This window comes from Klebsiella grimontii, from assembly GCF_900200035.1.
Lineage (GTDB): Bacteria > Pseudomonadota > Gammaproteobacteria > Enterobacterales > Enterobacteriaceae > Klebsiella > Klebsiella grimontii.
This window is the reverse complement of record NZ_FZTC01000019.1, coordinates 777,246-793,242: the sequence shown is the minus strand read 5'-3', so window position 1 is coordinate 793,242 and position 15,997 is coordinate 777,246. Positions and strand designations below refer to the sequence as shown.

The window sequence follows — 15,997 nt, the reverse complement described above, 5'->3', positions numbered from 1 at the left end:
CACTGAAGGCAGGAGGAACCATGACCCTGTCTTTTACTACCCACTGGCGTGATGAACTGCCGGATTTTTACACTGCTTTAGCCCCCACGCCGCTGGAGAATGCGCGGCTTGTCTGGCACAACGCGCCGCTGGCGCGATCGCTGGGCGTCGCCGAGTCGTTATTTAGCCCGGAGAAGGGCGCTGGCGTATGGGGCGGCGAAACGCTGCTGCCGGGAATGTCGCCGCTGGCGCAGGTCTACAGCGGCCACCAGTTCGGCTCCTGGGCCGGGCAGCTCGGCGACGGGCGCGGCATTCTGCTCGGCGAACAGCAGCTCGCGGACGGTCGTCGCTTTGACTGGCACCTGAAAGGCGCCGGGCTCACTCCCTATTCACGGATGGGGGACGGACGGGCGGTGCTGCGCTCAACGATCCGCGAGGGGCTGGCCTCGGAAGCAATGCATGCGCTGGGCATTCCCACCACTCGCGCGCTGGCGATAGTGGCCAGCGACACCCCGGTATACCGTGAAACCGTTGAACGCGGGGCGATGCTGATGCGGCTGGCGGAAAGCCACGTACGGTTTGGCCATTTTGAGCACTTCTACTACCGCCGCGAGCCGCTCAAAGTGCAGCAGCTGGCGGATTACGTGATCCGTCACCACTGGCCGCATCTGCAAAATGAAGCGGATAAGTACATTGCCTGGTACAGCGACGTGGTCGCCCGAACGGCTGAAATGATTGCCAGCTGGCAAACGGTCGGCTTTGCGCACGGGGTAATGAATACCGATAACATGTCGATCCTCGGCCTGACGATGGACTACGGTCCATACGGTTTCCTTGACGATTTCCAGCCGGGATTTATCTGTAACCATTCCGATTATCAGGGGCGCTATAGCTTTGATAATCAGCCGGCGGTAGGGCTATGGAATCTGCAACGGCTGGCGCAGACGCTGTCGCCGTTTATCAGCGCGGAGTTATTGAACGGCGCGCTGGATAGTTACCAGCACGCGCTGCTCACGGCATATGGCCGCCGCATGCGCGACAAGCTTGGCCTGTTTACCCAGCAAAAAGGGGATAACGAGCTGCTGGACGGTCTGTTTGCCTTAATGGCGCGCGAAGGCAGCGACTATACGCGGACCTTCCGAATGCTCAGCGCCAGCGAGCAAGAGAGCGCCGCTTCGCCGCTACGCGATGAGTTTATCGACCGCGAGACCTTCGATAGCTGGTTTGCCGATTATCGCGCGCGCCTGCGTGATGAACAGGTTGACGATGCGCAAAGGCAGGCGCGGATGCGCAGCGTGAATCCGGCGCTGGTGCTGCGCAACTGGCTGGCGCAGCGGGCAATTGAACTGGCGGAGCAGGGAGATATGAGCGAGCTGGAACGTCTGCATAATGCGCTATCCCAGCCTTTTATCGACAGGACGGATGATTATGTCAATCGTCCTCCTGACTGGGGAAGGCGTCTTGAGGTGAGCTGTTCCAGCTAGTCGTTATTATCCCTGCCTTAATCGGCGGGGATAATTATTTGGTCAGGATCAGCTTACCTGAATGAGTCTGGCGCAGCAGGTAGCGCTGACCGCCGTGTTCAATCACTACCCGTCCCTCGCTGCCTAATAATGTGCGGCTGCTTATCTCTCTGTCCGTTGGAACAGGGTACGGGGCATTGTCTTTAGTTTTTTCTGCTGTGGCAGTGTTATCCATACGCGTCATAGCACTAAAAATAAAAATCAAGGTAACAATGATAATCATTATCAATAATGTTGTTTTTCACGGCAAGCATTATTTATCGAAATAGCCGATTTAGCCGGTGAACGAGCGGACGAGGGCGGGAAATAACCCCGCCGCGGAGACGGCGGGGAGGGGGAACTACAGGCGAGTGGCGGTTGCGGCGGCTAATTCATCCAGCAGCCGTTCGCTATCGTCCCAGCTCAGGCAGGGATCGGTAATCGACTGCCCCCAGGTCAGCGGCTGGCCTGCGACCACCTTCTGCGTGCCTTCCTGAAGGAAACTCTCGGCCATGATCCCGGCGATAGCGGTCGAGCCGGCGCGGATCTGCTGGCAGATATCGGCGCACACCTCCAGCTGACGGCGGTGCTGTTTCTGGCAATTGCCGTGGCTAAAATCCACCACCAGCTGTTCCGGCAGGTCGAACTCAGCCAGCGCTTGACCGGCTGCGGCGATATCGGCAGCGTGGTAATTTGGTTTTTTGCCGCCGCGCATAATGATATGGCCGTACGGATTACCGCTGGTCTGATAGATCGTCATTTGCCCCTGCTTATCCGGCGACAGGAACATATGGCTGGCGCGGGAAGCGCGGATAGCGTCTACGGCGATACGGGTATTGCCATCGGTACCGTTCTTAAAGCCCACCGGGCAAGAGAGCGCCGAGGCCATTTCGCGGTGGATTTGGCTCTCGGTCGTACGCGCGCCGATAGCGCCCCAGCTTATCAAGTCGGCAATAAACTGCCCGGTCACCATATCGAGAAACTCGGTGGCGGTCGGTACGCCCAGTTCATTGACCTGCAGCAGCAGGCTACGCGCCAGCTCGAGGCCGTGATTCACCCGATAGCTGCCGTTGAGGTCGGGGTCGGAGATCAGCCCCTTCCAGCCGACCACCGTGCGCGGCTTCTCAAAATAGGTGCGCATCACGATTTCCAGCTGCGGCTGGTAACGTTCGCGCATGCCCTGCAGGCGGCGCGCATACTCCATCGCCGCATCAATGTCGTGGATGGAGCACGGACCGATCACCACCAGCAGGCGACGGTCCTCACCGTTGAGGATTCTCTCAATGCGGCGGCGCGAAGCGGAGACGTGAGCTGCTACTTCGGCAGACACAGGATGCCGTTGCGCCAGTTCCGCGGGCGTTACCAGGCTTTCAATGCGCGCGGTACGCAATTCGTCTGTTTTATTCATTGGGGTCTCAAAAATCTGTTTCTTCCGCGGCGAAAATGCCGGGAAGTGATGCGCATCACGATAAACCAATCCCCGCTTATTGCAAGAGCAGGGCATGATCCTGTATAGGCCACGGGTGATAGCATAAACAAATTTTCAATAATGTACTAGTGTGTTAGTACATCCTGCGGCTTAACCCCATAATATCCATGATTTTGGTGGCGATCTCTTCCACGGAATAGTTGGTACTGTTCAGGCAAGGTATCTTGTTTTTGCGGTAAAGCGCTTCGACTTCGGTCACTTCCATCCGGCACTGACGCATAGAAGCATAGCGGCTGTTTTCGCGTCGCTCTTCGCGGATGGCCGCCAGGCGCTCTGGATTGATCGTTAAGCCGAAGAGCTTGTGCTGTAGCGGCTTGAGGGAGGCCGGAAGAATCAGATTGTCCATATCATCGGCGATAAACGGGTAGTTGGCGGCGCGGATACCGTACTGCATCGCCAGGTACAGGCTGGTAGGGGTTTTCCCGCAGCGCGAAACGCCGAGGAGGATCACCTGGGCCTGGTCGAGGTTGCGCAGCGAAATGCCGTCATCGTGGGCAAGGGTATAATCGATAGCGGCGATGCGCGCGTCGTATTTGTTGAGGTTGCCCGGCGTCAGGCCGTGGGTTCGGTGAGCGATGGGCGTCGGGTCAAGGCGCAATTCCTGCTGCAGGGGGGCCACCAGCGCCTGAACGATATCCTGACAAAAGCCTTCGCTTTGTATGATGATGTCGCGGATTTCCGGCAGCACGATGGAGTAGAACACCAGTGGTCGAATGCCGGTCTGCTGGAAAATCGCGTCAATTTGCTCCTTCACGGCGCGCGCGCGGCTGATATTTTCGACAAACGGCAGGGTTACGCTGCTGGTGGCGACCGGGAATTGCGACATGACCGCATGACCCAGAACTTCCGCCGTAATAGCGGTACCGTCGGAAATATAAAAGACGTGGCGATCTACAGCACTTTCCATTTTGACCATCCGGTATAATGAGTTTAATTGTCTGAAAGCTGATATTAAATTTAAGCATAACGCTCCAGGCTTTGTCTCATATTTAAAAAATGAAACGCTATTTTTATTTTTAATGAAAAGGTGAGTTCATTTTTCGCAACCGCGTATCTTTTGTATCAAATTTCATCAGATTTCTGAAGAATCATTAGCTTAGCTATATCTGGCAAAGAATCCTAAAAACGAAAAAATAATTTGCTTGAACGATTCACCGTTTCTTTCAGCTGGATAAATATGTCAGGATAAATCTCGTAGTCGATCGTGAATTATTTATCACTGGTATTAAATCACAAAAGGATTGTCTCGATGTCCAACAATGGCTCGTCACCGCTGGTGCTTTGGTATAACCAACTCGGCATGAATGATGTAGACAGGGTTGGGGGCAAAAATGCCTCCCTTGGTGAAATGATTACAAATCTGTCGGGTATGGGCGTTTCCGTACCGAACGGGTTTGCCACCACCGCTGATGCCTTTAATCAGTTTTTGGACCAAAGCGGTGTTAACCAGCGCATTTATGAACTGCTGGATGAAACCGACATTGACGACGTTTCCGCATTAGCGAAAGCGGGCGCACAGATCCGTCAGTGGATCATCGATACGCCGTTCCAGAGCGAACTGGAAAATGCGATTCGTGATGCCTATACCCAGCTCTCCGCCGATGACGCTGAGGCCTCTTTTGCCGTGCGCTCCTCGGCGACGGCGGAAGATATGCCGGACGCTTCCTTCGCCGGTCAGCAAGAGACATTCCTTAACGTGCAGGGCTTTGACGCCGTGCTCGTCGCGGTGAAGCACGTGTTTGCTTCGCTGTTTAACGATCGCGCCATTTCCTACCGCGTGCATCAGGGGTACGATCATCGCGGGGTGGCGCTTTCCGCCGGGGTGCAGAGGATGGTCCGTTCCGATCTGGCCTCGTCCGGCGTGATGTTCTCCATCGATACCGAATCCGGTTTTGACCAGGTGGTGTTTATCACCTCCGCCTGGGGACTCGGCGAAATGGTGGTGCAGGGGGCGGTCAACCCCGATGAGTTCTACGTCCATAAACCGACGCTGGAAGCGGGCCGTCCGGCCATCGTCCGCCGCACCATGGGGTCGAAAAAGATCCGCATGGTTTACGCCCCTACCCAGGAGCACGGCAAGCAGGTGCGTATCGAAGACGTGCCGCAGGCGCAGCGCGACGTTTTCTCGTTGACCGATGCGGAAGTGCAGGAGCTGGCGCAGCAGGCGCTACAAATCGAAAAACACTACAACCGCCCAATGGATATCGAGTGGGCGAAGGATGGTCATACCGGTAAGCTATTTATCGTGCAGGCCCGTCCAGAAACCGTCCGTTCGCGCGGCCAGGTCATGGAGCGTTATACCCTCCATGCGCAAGGACAGATTATTTCGGAAGGGCGCGCTATCGGCCATCGCATCGGCGCGGGTCCGGTAAAGGTCATTCACGATATCAGCGAAATGAACCGCATCGAGCCCGGCGACGTGCTGGTGACCGACATGACCGACCCGGACTGGGAACCGATCATGAAAAAAGCGGCGGCGATCGTCACCAACCGCGGCGGGCGTACCTGTCATGCGGCGATTATCGCGCGTGAGCTGGGGATCCCGGCGGTGGTTGGCTGCGGCAACGCCACCGATCGCATCCAGGAAAACCAGAACGTGACCGTCTCCTGCGCGGAAGGTGATACCGGCTACGTGTATGCCGAAATCCTCGACTTCAGCGTGAAGAGCTCCAGCGTTGGCACGATGCCGGATCTGCCGCTGAAGATCATGATGAACGTCGGCAACCCGGACCGCGCCTTTGACTTTGCCTGCCTGCCGAACGAAGGCGTAGGCCTGGCGCGACTGGAGTTCATCATCAACCGTATGATCGGCGTCCACCCGCGCGCGTTGCTGGAGTTTGACGATCAGGAGCCGGGTTTGCAGAACGAAATCCGCGAGCTGATGAAAGGCTACGACTCGCCGAGAGAGTTTTACGTCGGTCGCCTGACGGAAGGGATCTCGACGCTGGGCGCGGCATTCTTCCCGAAACGAGTGATTGTGCGTCTTTCCGACTTTAAATCTAACGAATACGCCAATCTGGTCGGCGGCGAACGTTATGAGCCGGAAGAGGAGAACCCGATGCTGGGCTTCCGCGGGGCCGGCCGCTATGTGTCCGAAAGCTTCCGCGACTGCTTCGCGTTGGAATGTGAAGCGGTTAAACGGGTGCGTAACGACATGGGGCTGACCAACGTCGAAATCATGGTGCCGTTTGTCCGCACCGTCGCGCAGGCAAAAGCGGTAGTTGAAGAGCTGGAACGCCAGGGCCTCAAGCGCGGCGAAAACGGCCTGAAGCTGATTATGATGTGTGAAATCCCATCGAATGCGCTGCTGGCTGAACAGTTCCTCGAATACTTCGACGGCTTCTCTATCGGATCTAACGATATGACGCAGCTGGCGCTGGGCCTGGACCGTGACTCCGGCGTGGTCTCCGAACTGTTCGATGAGCGTAACGATGCGGTGAAAGCGCTGCTGTCGATGGCCATTCGCGCGGCGAAGAAACAGGGCAAATATGTCGGTATCTGCGGGCAGGGTCCGTCCGACCACGAAGATTTTGCCGCCTGGCTGATGGAAGAGGGGATCGATAGCCTGTCTCTGAACCCGGATACGGTCGTGCAAACCTGGCTCGGCCTGGCGGAATTGAATAAGTAAGTTCGCGCCGGATTCTCGCTAAAAAGACCATCCCCGTCAGCAGTGGCGGGGATTTTTTTTGGGGGGGAGCAGAAAACGGACAAAAAAAAGCCCATCGTGGGAGATGGGCAAAGACTACACACAGCAATTCGTTGTTTCACTCAGGGGATTTCCATGCTTATAAATCAATATGTTGATTTATAACCGTGAGCTAATACTAGGCACTGAGGCTTTTTGCGTCGATCGGATTCCTCTCAATAGTTAAATTAAGGTAAAGAATCTGTGCAGAAAATAGGGTTAGCAGGCAGAGGAATGCGGGATGCGGTGAGAGATAGATTAGTATTTCTTAATATTTTAGATTGTCCCGCTCGATGGCTATCACGGGCGCAATGGGGAAAGGCGGGTTTCCCCGCCTTTTCGCTTACTTCTCCTGCGAGGCTCGCGTATTCAGCTCGCTCAGTTCTTCAAGCACCAGATCGGGGTCTTTCGGCGGCGGCGGCGCTTCGTTAACCCACGCATCGTACAGCCGCCAGGAGACCGCCAGCAGTACCGGACCGATAAACAGTCCTATCATGCCGAACGCCACCAGACCGCCGATAACGCCGGAAAGAATCAGAATCATCGGCAGGTCGGCGCCCATGCGAATCAGCAGCGGACGAATAAAGTTATCCATGGTGCCGACGACGCAGCTCCAGACCAGCAGCACGGTGCCCCAGGTGGTATCGCCGCTCCAGTACAGCCAGATAATTGACGGTACCAGGACCAGCAGGGGTCCCAGCTGTACGAGGCAGGTGAAGATCATCACCACGGTGAGCAGCGCGGCGTAGGGCACGCCGCTGACTGCAAGGCCAATACCGCCAAGCACCGCCTGGGCCAGCGCGGTAACGACCACCCCCAGCGCTACGGCGCGAATCGCCTGTCCAGCGAGGATCACCGCCGCGTCGCCGCGTTTGGACGCCAGGCGGGTGGCAAAATGACGGAAGCCATAGGCGACCTGTTCGCCGCGCCAGTACAGCAGGGCGCTGAACAGCAGCATCAGTCCGCAATAGACCAACAGCTTGCCGATATGCGCCGCCTGGCCGACAAACCACGTGGTGGTGGTGCCAAGATAGGGGCGAATTTTGACCATAATCGCCGTTCCCCCCATCTCCAGTAAGTTATGCCAGCCGGTATACAGCTTATCGCCGATTAGCGGAACGCTATTTAGCCACGCCAGGTCCGGCGGCGTAAAGTTGCCGCTGGTAATCACTTTTATTAATGGCGTGCTGTTATCGACCAGGCTATTGACCAGCAGCGCAATGGGGATAACGAACAGTAAAAAGAGCAGTAGCGTCATCACCAGCACCGCCAGGGCGCGCTTGCCGAACAGCAGGCGCTGCAGGCGCAAAAGTACCGGCCAGGTGGCGATAACCACGGTACCGGCCCAGGCGAATGACAGGATAAAAGGCTGCACGACCCACAGACAGGAAATAATAATCAGGGACAAAAACAGCACCGACAGCAGAACTTGCGGTATGTCCCGGGGCTGATTGGGGTTAATCATAGTGAAGTTTTACCTTTGCAGTCGCGTCAAAAGGCTGACGCAGCGTAATTCCATGTACTGATAATAATATCAATATGTTCGCGCGCCTGATTTTGCCCTTAATTCTGGCGGGCGCATATGAAAAAAATGTGATAAAAAGTTGAGGGCACTACGCAAACGTTTAATCACTTACAACACAACATAGTCAGGCAGGGTCGAGCGTCATGATCCCACAGATTTCTCAAGCGCCAGGTGTCGTTCAACTGGTGCTGAATTTTTTGCAGGTACTGGAGCAACAAGGTTTTACCGGGGATACCGCCACCAGCTATGCCGACAGGCTAACGATGGCGACTGATAACAGTGTATATCAACTGTTGCCGGATGCGATTATATTCCCTCGTTCCACGGCGGACGTGGCTCTGCTGGCCAGGCTGGCGGCGGAAGAACGTTTTAAATCACTGATCTTTACCCCGCGCGGGGGCGGTACCGGCACCAACGGTCAGGCGCTGAACGCCGGGATCATCGTCGATATGTCCCGCTATATGAACCGCATTATAGAAATCAACCCGGAAGAAGGGTGGGTGCGGGTGGAAGCCGGGGTCATTAAAGACCAGCTTAATCAATTCCTTAAGCCATACGGTTACTTTTTCGCGCCGGAGCTGTCGACCAGCAACCGCGCCACGCTTGGCGGGATGATCAACACCGATGCTTCCGGGCAGGGCTCGCTGGTCTACGGCAAAACGTCCGACCACGTGCTGGGGGTGCGCTCGGTGCTGATCGGCGGCGACATTCTTGATACCCAGCCGATTCCGGTAGCGTTGGCGGAAACGCTAAGCGCTCAGCAGTCGGCTATCGGGCGTATTTACCGCACTGTCTATCAGCGCTGCAAAGCGCAGCGCCAGCTGGTTATCGATAAATTTCCCAAACTCAACCGCTTCCTCACGGGCTACGATCTGCGCCACGTCTTTAATGACGAGATGAGCGAATTCGATCTCACCCGCATTCTGACCGGTTCCGAAGGGACGCTGGCGTTTATCACCGAAGCGCGGCTGGATATCACCCGTTTGCCGAAAGTGCGTCGACTGGTCAACGTGAAGTACGACTCCTTTAACTCCGCGCTGCGTAACGCGCCGTTTATGGTTGAAGCCAGGGCGCTCTCGGTCGAAACCGTCGACTCGAAAGTGCTTAATCTGGCGCGCGAAGATATCGTCTGGCATTCGGTCAACGAGCTCATTACCGACGTGGCGGATAAAGAGATGCTGGGGCTGAATATCGTCGAATTCGCCGGTGACGACGTCGAGCTGATTGATAGCCAGGTGACGGCGCTGTGCCAGCGTCTGGATGAGTTGATATCGCGCAACGAAGCGGGCGTCATCGGCTGGCAGGTTTGTCACGATCTCGACGGCGTGGAGCGCATCTACGCGATGCGTAAAAAAGCGGTCGGCCTGCTGGGTAATGCCAAAGGGGCCGCCAAGCCGATACCGTTCGCCGAAGATACCTGCGTGCCGCCGGAGCATCTGGCCGACTATATTGCGGAATTTCGCGCGCTGCTCGACGGCCACGGGCTGAGCTACGGCATGTTTGGCCATGTGGATGCCGGCGTGCTGCACGTGCGTCCGGCGCTGGATATGTGCGATCCTCAGCAGGAGATGCTGATGAAGCGGATCTCCGATGACGTCGTAGCGTTAACCGCTAAGTATGGCGGCCTGCTGTGGGGGGAACACGGGAAAGGCTTCCGCGCCGAATATAGTCCGGCGTTCTTTGGCGAAGCGTTATTTGGCGAGTTGCGCAAGATTAAAGCCGCCTTTGACCCGGATAACCGCCTTAACCCGGGTAAAATCTGCCCGCCTGAAGGCGTTGACGCGCCGATGATGAAGGTGGATGCGGTTAAGCGCGGCACATTCGATCGGCAGATTCCCATCGCTGTGCGCAGCTCATGGCGCGGGGCGATGGAGTGTAACGGCAACGGCCTGTGCTTCAACTTTGATGCCAAAAGCCCGATGTGTCCGTCGATGAAGGTCAGCAATCACCGTATCCACTCGCCGAAAGGCCGGGCTACGCTGGTGCGCGAATGGCTGCGGCTGCTGGCGGACCGCGGTATCGACCCCAATCAGCTGGAAAAAGACCTGCCGGAAAAGCGCGCCAGCCTGCGTACCCTGGTGGAACGTACCCGCAATAGCTGGCACGCGCGGAAGGGAGAGTACGATTTCTCTCATGAGGTTAAGGAGGCGATGTCCGGCTGTTTGGCCTGTAAAGCCTGCTCGACCCAATGCCCGATTAAAATTGACGTCCCGGAGTTTCGTTCGCGTTTCCTCCAGCTTTACCACAGCCGCTATTTGCGCCCGGTCCGCGACCATCTGGTGGCGACGGTTGAATCCTACGCGCCGCTGATGGCGCATGCGCCGAAGACCTTTAACTTCTTTATTAACCAGCCGTGGATGCGCAAGCTGTCGGAAAAGCATATCGGTATGGTCGATCTCCCGCTGCTCTCCGTGCCGTCGCTGAAGCAGCAGATGGTTGGCCACCGTTCGGCGAATACCACGCTGGAGCAGTTGGAAGAACTGAGCGCAGAGCAGAAAGCGAAAATGGTGCTGGTAGTTCAGGATCCGTTTACCAGCTACTACGATGCGCAGGTGGTCGCCGATTTTGTTCGCCTGGTTGAGAAGGTGGGCTACCAGCCGGTATTGCTGCCGTTTTCGCCAAACGGTAAGGCGCAGCATATTAAGGGCTTCCTGACGCGATTCGCGCGCACCGCGCAGAAAACCGCCGATTTCCTTAACCGGGTGGCCGAGCTCGGCATGCCGATGGTGGGGGTCGATCCGGCGCTGGTGCTCTGCTACCGCGATGAATATAACCAGGTCCTCGGCGACAAGCGCGGCGATTTCCGCGTCATGCTGGTGCACGAGTGGCTGCCTCAGGCGCTGTCGGAAACCGCGGCCCAGGATAAAGGCGGCGAGTCGTGGTATCTGTTTGGCCACTGTACCGAGGTGACGGCGCTTCCCGCGTCCACCCGGCAGTGGGCGGATATCTTCGCCCGCTTTGGCGCGAAGCTGGAAAACGTTAGCGTGGGCTGCTGCGGCATGGCAGGTACCTACGGTCATGAAGTGAAGAACCACGCCAACTCGCTGGCGATCTACGCGCTCTCGTGGCAGCAGGCGATGGAGCGGTTGCCGCGCAATCGCTGCCTGGTCACCGGCTACTCCTGTCGTAGCCAGGTGAAGCGTATTGAAGGCAGCGGCGTACGCCACCCGCTGCAGGCGCTACTGGAGATTATGGGATGATTTGGAAACGTCACAGCACCCTGGAACAGCTGAACGCGATGGGCGAGGGGAACATGGTCGGTCTGCTGGATATCCGCTTCGAGGCGATAACCGACGACGCCATCATTGCCACCATGCCGGTAGATAGCCGCACCCATCAGCCGTTTGGCTTGTTGCACGGCGGCGCGTCGGTGGTTTTAGCGGAAACGTTAGGTTCGGTCGCGGGCTATCTGTGCAGCGAAGGCGAGCAGAAGGTGGTGGGGCTGGAGGTGAACGCCAACCACATTCGTTCGGTGCGCAGCGGCAGGGTTCGCGGCGTGTGCCGGGCGCTGCATATTGGCGCCCGTCACCAGGTGTGGCAAATCGAAATCTCTGATCAACAGGGGCGCCTTTGCTGTTCGTCACGGCTAACCACCGCCGTGATCTAAGTTAACCAGGGGGGATTCCCCCCCTTACAGCTTTTGTATCCCCGGAACAACTATCATCGAAACGCCCGGACGTTTTTACTAAGCCTCATTGCGTTGCCACTTCAACTATTCATACGAAAATTCCTGGTATATCTCCGTTCCGCGCAAGTTTAATAGCCCGCGGCGCGATGCCTACGCGTGCTGCTTATTTGGCCGCCACGCTCGCAGGGCGTAGACCATTATCTCTTCGATGGCAAGTATATAAATATCAAATATAAATTTCTCAAACATCACTAATAATTATGCTAATCTTTTATATACCAGAGATTTACAAGTAACGAGAGGATGGAGTTAGCTATGGGTATCATTTCATGGATCATTTTTGGCCTTATTGCCGGTATTTTAGCCAAGTGGATTATGCCGGGGAAAGACGGCGGCGGATTTATCGTTACCGTAATTCTCGGTGTCATCGGTGCAGTTGTCGGGGGTTGGATTAGTACTTTCTTCGGCTTTGGCCGTGTAGATGGTTTTAATTTCGGCAGCTTTGTCGTGGCGGTGATTGGCGCGCTGGTGGTCCTGTTTATCTACAGGAAGATCAGGAGCTAATTCGCGCACCGTATCAGCTATGCCATAAAGTGAAGAGGCTGCCGCCATTGTCGGCAGCCTTTTTAATATCCTGCCAATGCCTGTCCGGGCAATATCGCCTCTCTGAATCCTTGACCCAATATGCGCTCACCGGCCCGGTACGACGTCGGCCAGGGCCTGTTCCTTTATCAATATAAAGATCTGTCCGGCGACGGCGAGGCTCACGGATTTTTCGAGGGAAGAGGTTAATCGAGCAAAACGCTAATAATTAACAATACGACCATACACATCGACATGACATCTGTTTCTATTTCCATAATTCAGTACTACACAGGTTCCCGAACGGTCGCCGTTGCGACATTGCGTTAAAAGATGAAGGAAATTTAGCAGCGCATTCTACATGAGCCAGCCAGCAGTGAATAAATCTTTATTTTTGTGAAACGACAATACTTATAATGAAAACGAATAGAATTCGTTTCATGAATGCATTGGGCTGGCGACCGGATTGAGAGAAGAGCGCACGCTCAATCCTGTTAATCAGTACTTAGCAGGAAGCTTGTTGATTTTTATCAGTTTTCCCTCTTCCATTTCGATGAAGCCGCCGGTTTTTAGATCGGCCAGAATGCGCATAACGCCGCTACGGGAAAGCTGGGTTTTCTCCCGGATATAACGTTCAGCCGTCACGCTGTGCCGATAATCCGCTTCTTCCTCCATTAGCCTGAGCAACTGCTGGCGAATCATCTCGTAGGCCGTTGGCGCCCCCTGGGGCATGACGTTGTGATAGAGGCGGTTATAGACAAACATCAGCTGTTTAGAAAGTAATCCCCATAGCGCCTTCTCTTTAATAATTTCCTCGACGCGATCGGTGGTAAGAACGCCAATCAGGCACGGCGTGACGGTTTTAAAATAATCATTGAAGTAAATGTCCGTCAGGTTAGCGAGGCCGAAAATCGCGGGGCTGCGCGAAGTGGAAAGCATCATATCGTCACTTCTGCGGTATAACGCTATTGTCCCTTCAAGAATGAGATAACACATCCCTTGACCCTTCACCTGAAGGTCAAATCGCTCACCACGCCCTGTACTGTACGGAGTGCAGTATGGCTGTAAATGAGAAATAAACTCCTGTGCGTAAGGTGAGCCGCGAAATGCTTGCTTTGCCGATGACATAGTCAGAAATTCCTGAAGAGGATCGGACTTATTATAACCTTGCGCTTATCTCTTGCCACCCCCGCAGTTAATGGCACAATCAGTATTTCCGCGGTAGGTGGTGGATGTCGATCAGTACGCCGCGTTCCATCGTTATGTATTTACCCGTTCTTAGCTCCGCCAGAATGCGCATCACGCCGCTGCGGGAAAGATAGGTTCGGCTTTTGATATAGGCCGCCGCGGTGGTATTTTTCCTGATAGCTTCGGGCTCTTGCATTAATTCAACAAGTTGAAAGCGGATGATATCGTAGGCCGACATTTGCGATATCTGGGCGCAATGTTCATAGACCCGTGATGCGGTATAGATCAGCAGCTTTGAAAAATGCTCCCATAGATTTTGCTGCGCCACCACGCGATTAAAACAGTCCAGCGAAACGGCCGCGATTTCCGATGTTTCCAGAACTCTGACATACAGGCGTTCGGAGGAAAACTGGCTACATACGCCGAGAAGAAAGGGCGATGACTCGGAGTTTAAAACAATACCATCGCCACGACGATGCAAAGCAACGCTGCCGTGGATAAGTAAAAAACACTGCCGAACTTCATTATCGTAATAATGGACGATATCGCCTTTTGATACAATTCGCCTCTCGGCATGCGGCAGAATATTATCGATTAACCTTTCAATGTGCTTAAAGGGTTTTATACTCAGAACCTCAGCAGGCTCATTGCAGAGTTCAGGAATAATTCGCGTATTCATAAGATACCTCACTAACTTATGCGATCGTTTTTTGATCGATGCTGGGAATTATCTTAAAAAACATCATTTCAGGGAATGTTTACGTCAGGTCTATTAATAGACCGATCATGAATTCTCTCTTAACTAATTGATTTAATTGTTTTTGTGTTTTGGTCCAAAAATAGACTGGGAGACGTTTGATTAAGGAGTTCCTTAATTTAATTGTTTTATTTTTGTTAACTTTGAGTCTACGGGTAGACCGCGAAATAGATTGTGTGCTGAAAAATAGTTGTATAAATTTTGTCTCGTCGGCAGGGGTAATCCGGTTTGAATAAAGCGTTTCAGTGGTGAGTGATATACCACTGGTTCCCTGCAATATATTAAAGCAATGGCAAGATGCGGACATTAAGTGTTTTGCCTGAATGTCAATAAAGTAAAACAGGATATGGCGTTATGAAAAAGACAATTGTTATTGCTATGCTTGCAGCAGGTTCTGCATTATCTATGAGTCATGCTTTCGCAGCAGCGGGTACCGTTAATTTTAATGGCAATATTTTGGATGCCGCCTGCGACATCGATGTCGCGTCTAAAAATCAGGTCGTGGTGTTGGGCGATTATTATAAAACTGAATTCCCGGCAGCCGGTTCCAGAACCGCCGCGACGAAATTCGATATTATTTTGAAAAACTGTCCGGCAACTGTTATCAATGCCAAAGTGCGCTTCGATGGAACCCCCGATTTAAGCAATTCCAGCCTGCTGGCAATTGATTCGTCGGTTCCTGGCGCTGCCACCGGCGTCGCAATTAACCTAATGACGGCGGATAAAGCCGACCTGCCTCTGCACGGCAGCAACGGTTATTCTTATACTCTCAGCAGCACCGCTGATAATACGCTGAATTTTTATGCTCAGTATCAATCGACTAATGCGGCGGTGGTCGCCGGTCCAGCTAACTCGGTCGCTAACTTCTCCGTAGTTTATAACTAAGTTTTTTGCAGTAATCAGTAGGGGGCCGGCCCGGCCCCTTTGTTTTAAGAGGTATAAAATGCGTTTTATCAGAACATTTGGCCTGGCGATGACAATATTAACGCTGATGCAGGCGAGCGCTATCGCCGGAGTTATTATTGGCGGCACGCGGATCATTTTCGATGGTGCGAAAAAAGAAGCCTCCATCAGCGTTAATAATCCTGACCCGACGCCTTATTTAATTCAATCATGGATAGATGAGCGAGACGGGGGGGCTGGTAAAACGCCTTTTATTATTACGCCTCCGCTGTACCGTCTGGATAGCGGACAAAAAAATAATGAACGAATTGTCGCGACAGGTTCACTGCCTCAAACGCAAGAAAGCTTGTTCTGGGTGAATATTAAAGCAATTCCCTCGGCATCAAAGCAGATGAACTCCTTGCAAATTGCCGTGAAAACACGGATCAAACTGATTTACCGACCCGTCACTCTTCGTGGGTCAACGCCGGAAGAACAGGCGAATAAGCTCACCTGGCAAAGAAGCGGCGATGAACTTCAGGTGAATAACCCAACGCCTTACGTCATTAACTTCAATGAAATTAGCGTGGGCGGGAAAGCGCTGGCGCAGGTGTCGTATGTTTTGCCTGCTTCGACAGCCCGGTTCCCATTGCCGGAGGGGGCCGCCGGTAATGCCCTGACATTTAAAATCATTAATGACTATGGTAGCCCCGGAGCATCACATCAAGCCAACTTGTAACCCCTGAACACATGGCCCGTCCTGCGTTAAATAGGTTAATA

13 protein-coding genes and 1 other RNA gene are annotated in these 15,997 nt (G+C 54.3%); 7 read left to right on the top strand and 7 right to left on the bottom strand.

Features of this window, described 5'->3' with window-relative positions; translation table 11 throughout:
- Nucleotides 1-20: 20 nt before the first annotated feature.
- The gene (gene selO / locus KOSB73_RS18555) at nucleotides 21-1,463 is read left to right on the top strand and encodes a protein adenylyltransferase SelO (RefSeq protein ID WP_024357887.1); all 1,443 of its coding nucleotides are present in this window, start codon (nucleotides 21-23) and stop codon (nucleotides 1,461-1,463) included.
- Between the two features lie 34 nt (nucleotides 1,464-1,497).
- Here the strand turns inward: selO and hemP are convergent, their stop codons facing one another.
- The 3 genes from hemP to ppsR form a co-directional block, all read right to left on the bottom strand.
- Nucleotides 1,498-1,677, bottom strand: coding sequence for a hemin uptake protein HemP (gene hemP, locus KOSB73_RS18550; RefSeq protein WP_162685329.1), 180 nt, complete (start codon nucleotides 1,675-1,677; stop codon nucleotides 1,498-1,500).
- Nucleotides 1,678-1,842: 165 nt separating this feature from the next.
- On the bottom strand, nucleotides 1,843-2,889 hold the full coding sequence (gene aroH / locus KOSB73_RS18545) for a 3-deoxy-7-phosphoheptulonate synthase AroH (protein ID WP_098140817.1): 1,047 nt from the start codon (nucleotides 2,887-2,889) through the stop codon (nucleotides 1,843-1,845).
- 154 nt (nucleotides 2,890-3,043) lie between these two features.
- Nucleotides 3,044-3,877 (bottom strand): posphoenolpyruvate synthetase regulatory kinase/phosphorylase PpsR, encoded by an 834-nt coding sequence (gene ppsR, locus KOSB73_RS18540; protein ID WP_004119141.1) that lies wholly within the window; start codon nucleotides 3,875-3,877, stop codon nucleotides 3,044-3,046.
- Nucleotides 3,878-4,219: 342 nt separating this feature from the next.
- Between ppsR and ppsA the strand changes: the two genes are divergently transcribed.
- Nucleotides 4,220-6,598 carry a phosphoenolpyruvate synthase gene (gene ppsA, locus KOSB73_RS18535; protein WP_049088739.1) on the top strand — a complete coding sequence of 793 codons (2,379 nt, stop codon included), beginning with the start codon at nucleotides 4,220-4,222 and terminating at the stop codon, nucleotides 6,596-6,598.
- Nucleotides 6,599-6,677: 79 nt separating this feature from the next.
- Here the strand turns inward: ppsA and rprA are convergent.
- Both rprA and ydiK read right to left on the bottom strand, forming a co-directional pair.
- An RNA gene (gene rprA / locus KOSB73_RS18530) (antisense sRNA RprA) lies at nucleotides 6,678-6,785 on the bottom strand.
- A 213-nt stretch (nucleotides 6,786-6,998) separates the two neighbouring features.
- On the bottom strand, nucleotides 6,999-8,120 hold the full coding sequence (gene ydiK / locus KOSB73_RS18525; protein WP_064342833.1) for an AI-2E family transporter YdiK: 1,122 nt from the start codon (nucleotides 8,118-8,120) through the stop codon (nucleotides 6,999-7,001).
- 203 nt (nucleotides 8,121-8,323) lie between these two features.
- On the opposite strand from ydiK, the gene ydiJ reads away from it, so the two are divergent.
- The 3 genes from ydiJ to KOSB73_RS18510 all read left to right on the top strand — a co-directional run bounded on the left by ydiJ (nucleotide 8,324) and on the right by KOSB73_RS18510 (nucleotide 12,372).
- A complete protein-coding gene (gene ydiJ, locus KOSB73_RS18520; protein WP_098140787.1) occupies nucleotides 8,324-11,380 on the top strand; it encodes a D-2-hydroxyglutarate dehydrogenase YdiJ in 3,057 nt (1,018 codons plus the stop codon).
- The gene (gene menI / locus KOSB73_RS18515) at nucleotides 11,377-11,787 is read left to right on the top strand and encodes a 1,4-dihydroxy-2-naphthoyl-CoA hydrolase (protein WP_064342832.1); all 411 of its coding nucleotides are present in this window, start codon (nucleotides 11,377-11,379) and stop codon (nucleotides 11,785-11,787) included. The genes ydiJ and menI overlap by 4 nt, the downstream gene beginning before the upstream one ends.
- A 336-nt stretch (nucleotides 11,788-12,123) precedes the next feature.
- Complete coding sequence (locus tag KOSB73_RS18510) at nucleotides 12,124-12,372, top strand: GlsB/YeaQ/YmgE family stress response membrane protein (protein WP_004102935.1); 249 nt, start codon at nucleotides 12,124-12,126, stop codon at nucleotides 12,370-12,372.
- Between the two features lie 516 nt (nucleotides 12,373-12,888).
- Here the strand turns inward: KOSB73_RS18510 and KOSB73_RS18505 are convergent.
- Together KOSB73_RS18505 and KOSB73_RS18500 are read right to left on the bottom strand one after the other, a co-directional pair.
- Complete coding sequence (locus KOSB73_RS18505; RefSeq protein WP_004132907.1) at nucleotides 12,889-13,518, bottom strand: helix-turn-helix domain-containing protein; 630 nt, start codon at nucleotides 13,516-13,518, stop codon at nucleotides 12,889-12,891.
- A gap of 79 nt (nucleotides 13,519-13,597) precedes the next feature.
- Complete coding sequence (locus KOSB73_RS18500) at nucleotides 13,598-14,257, bottom strand: winged helix-turn-helix transcriptional regulator (protein ID WP_004132909.1); 660 nt, start codon at nucleotides 14,255-14,257, stop codon at nucleotides 13,598-13,600.
- 432 nt (nucleotides 14,258-14,689) lie between these two features.
- On the opposite strand from KOSB73_RS18500, the gene KOSB73_RS18495 reads away from it, so the two are divergent.
- Nucleotides 14,690-15,220, top strand: coding sequence for a fimbrial protein (locus tag KOSB73_RS18495; RefSeq protein ID WP_082237049.1), 531 nt, complete (start codon nucleotides 14,690-14,692; stop codon nucleotides 15,218-15,220).
- A 58-nt stretch (nucleotides 15,221-15,278) separates the two neighbouring features.
- A complete protein-coding gene (locus tag KOSB73_RS18490; RefSeq protein ID WP_098140786.1) occupies nucleotides 15,279-15,956 on the top strand; it encodes a fimbrial biogenesis chaperone in 678 nt (225 codons plus the stop codon).
- Nucleotides 15,957-15,997: the final 41 nt, after the last annotated feature.

Bases quoted from the DNA above. Each gene is read 5' to 3' on its own strand.
- selO (WP_024357887.1), top strand. From the start codon at position 21: ATGACCCTGTCTTTTACTACCCACTGGCGTGATGAACTGCCGGATTTT.
- hemP (WP_162685329.1), bottom strand. From the start codon at position 1,677: ATGGATAACACTGCCACAGCAGAAAAAACTAAAGACAATGCCCCGTAC.
- aroH (WP_098140817.1), bottom strand. From the start codon at position 2,889: ATGAATAAAACAGACGAATTGCGTACCGCGCGCATTGAAAGCCTGGTA.
- ppsR (WP_004119141.1), bottom strand. From the start codon at position 3,877: ATGGAAAGTGCTGTAGATCGCCACGTCTTTTATATTTCCGACGGTACC.
- ppsA (WP_049088739.1), top strand. From the start codon at position 4,220: ATGTCCAACAATGGCTCGTCACCGCTGGTGCTTTGGTATAACCAACTC.
- ydiK (WP_064342833.1), bottom strand. From the start codon at position 8,120: ATGATTAACCCCAATCAGCCCCGGGACATACCGCAAGTTCTGCTGTCG.
- ydiJ (WP_098140787.1), top strand. From the start codon at position 8,324: ATGATCCCACAGATTTCTCAAGCGCCAGGTGTCGTTCAACTGGTGCTG.
- menI (WP_064342832.1), top strand. From the start codon at position 11,377: ATGATTTGGAAACGTCACAGCACCCTGGAACAGCTGAACGCGATGGGC.
- KOSB73_RS18510 (WP_004102935.1), top strand. From the start codon at position 12,124: ATGGGTATCATTTCATGGATCATTTTTGGCCTTATTGCCGGTATTTTA.
- KOSB73_RS18505 (WP_004132907.1), bottom strand. From the start codon at position 13,518: ATGTCATCGGCAAAGCAAGCATTTCGCGGCTCACCTTACGCACAGGAG.
- KOSB73_RS18500 (WP_004132909.1), bottom strand. From the start codon at position 14,257: ATGAATACGCGAATTATTCCTGAACTCTGCAATGAGCCTGCTGAGGTT.
- KOSB73_RS18495 (WP_082237049.1), top strand. From the start codon at position 14,690: ATGAAAAAGACAATTGTTATTGCTATGCTTGCAGCAGGTTCTGCATTA.
- KOSB73_RS18490 (WP_098140786.1), top strand. From the start codon at position 15,279: ATGCGTTTTATCAGAACATTTGGCCTGGCGATGACAATATTAACGCTG.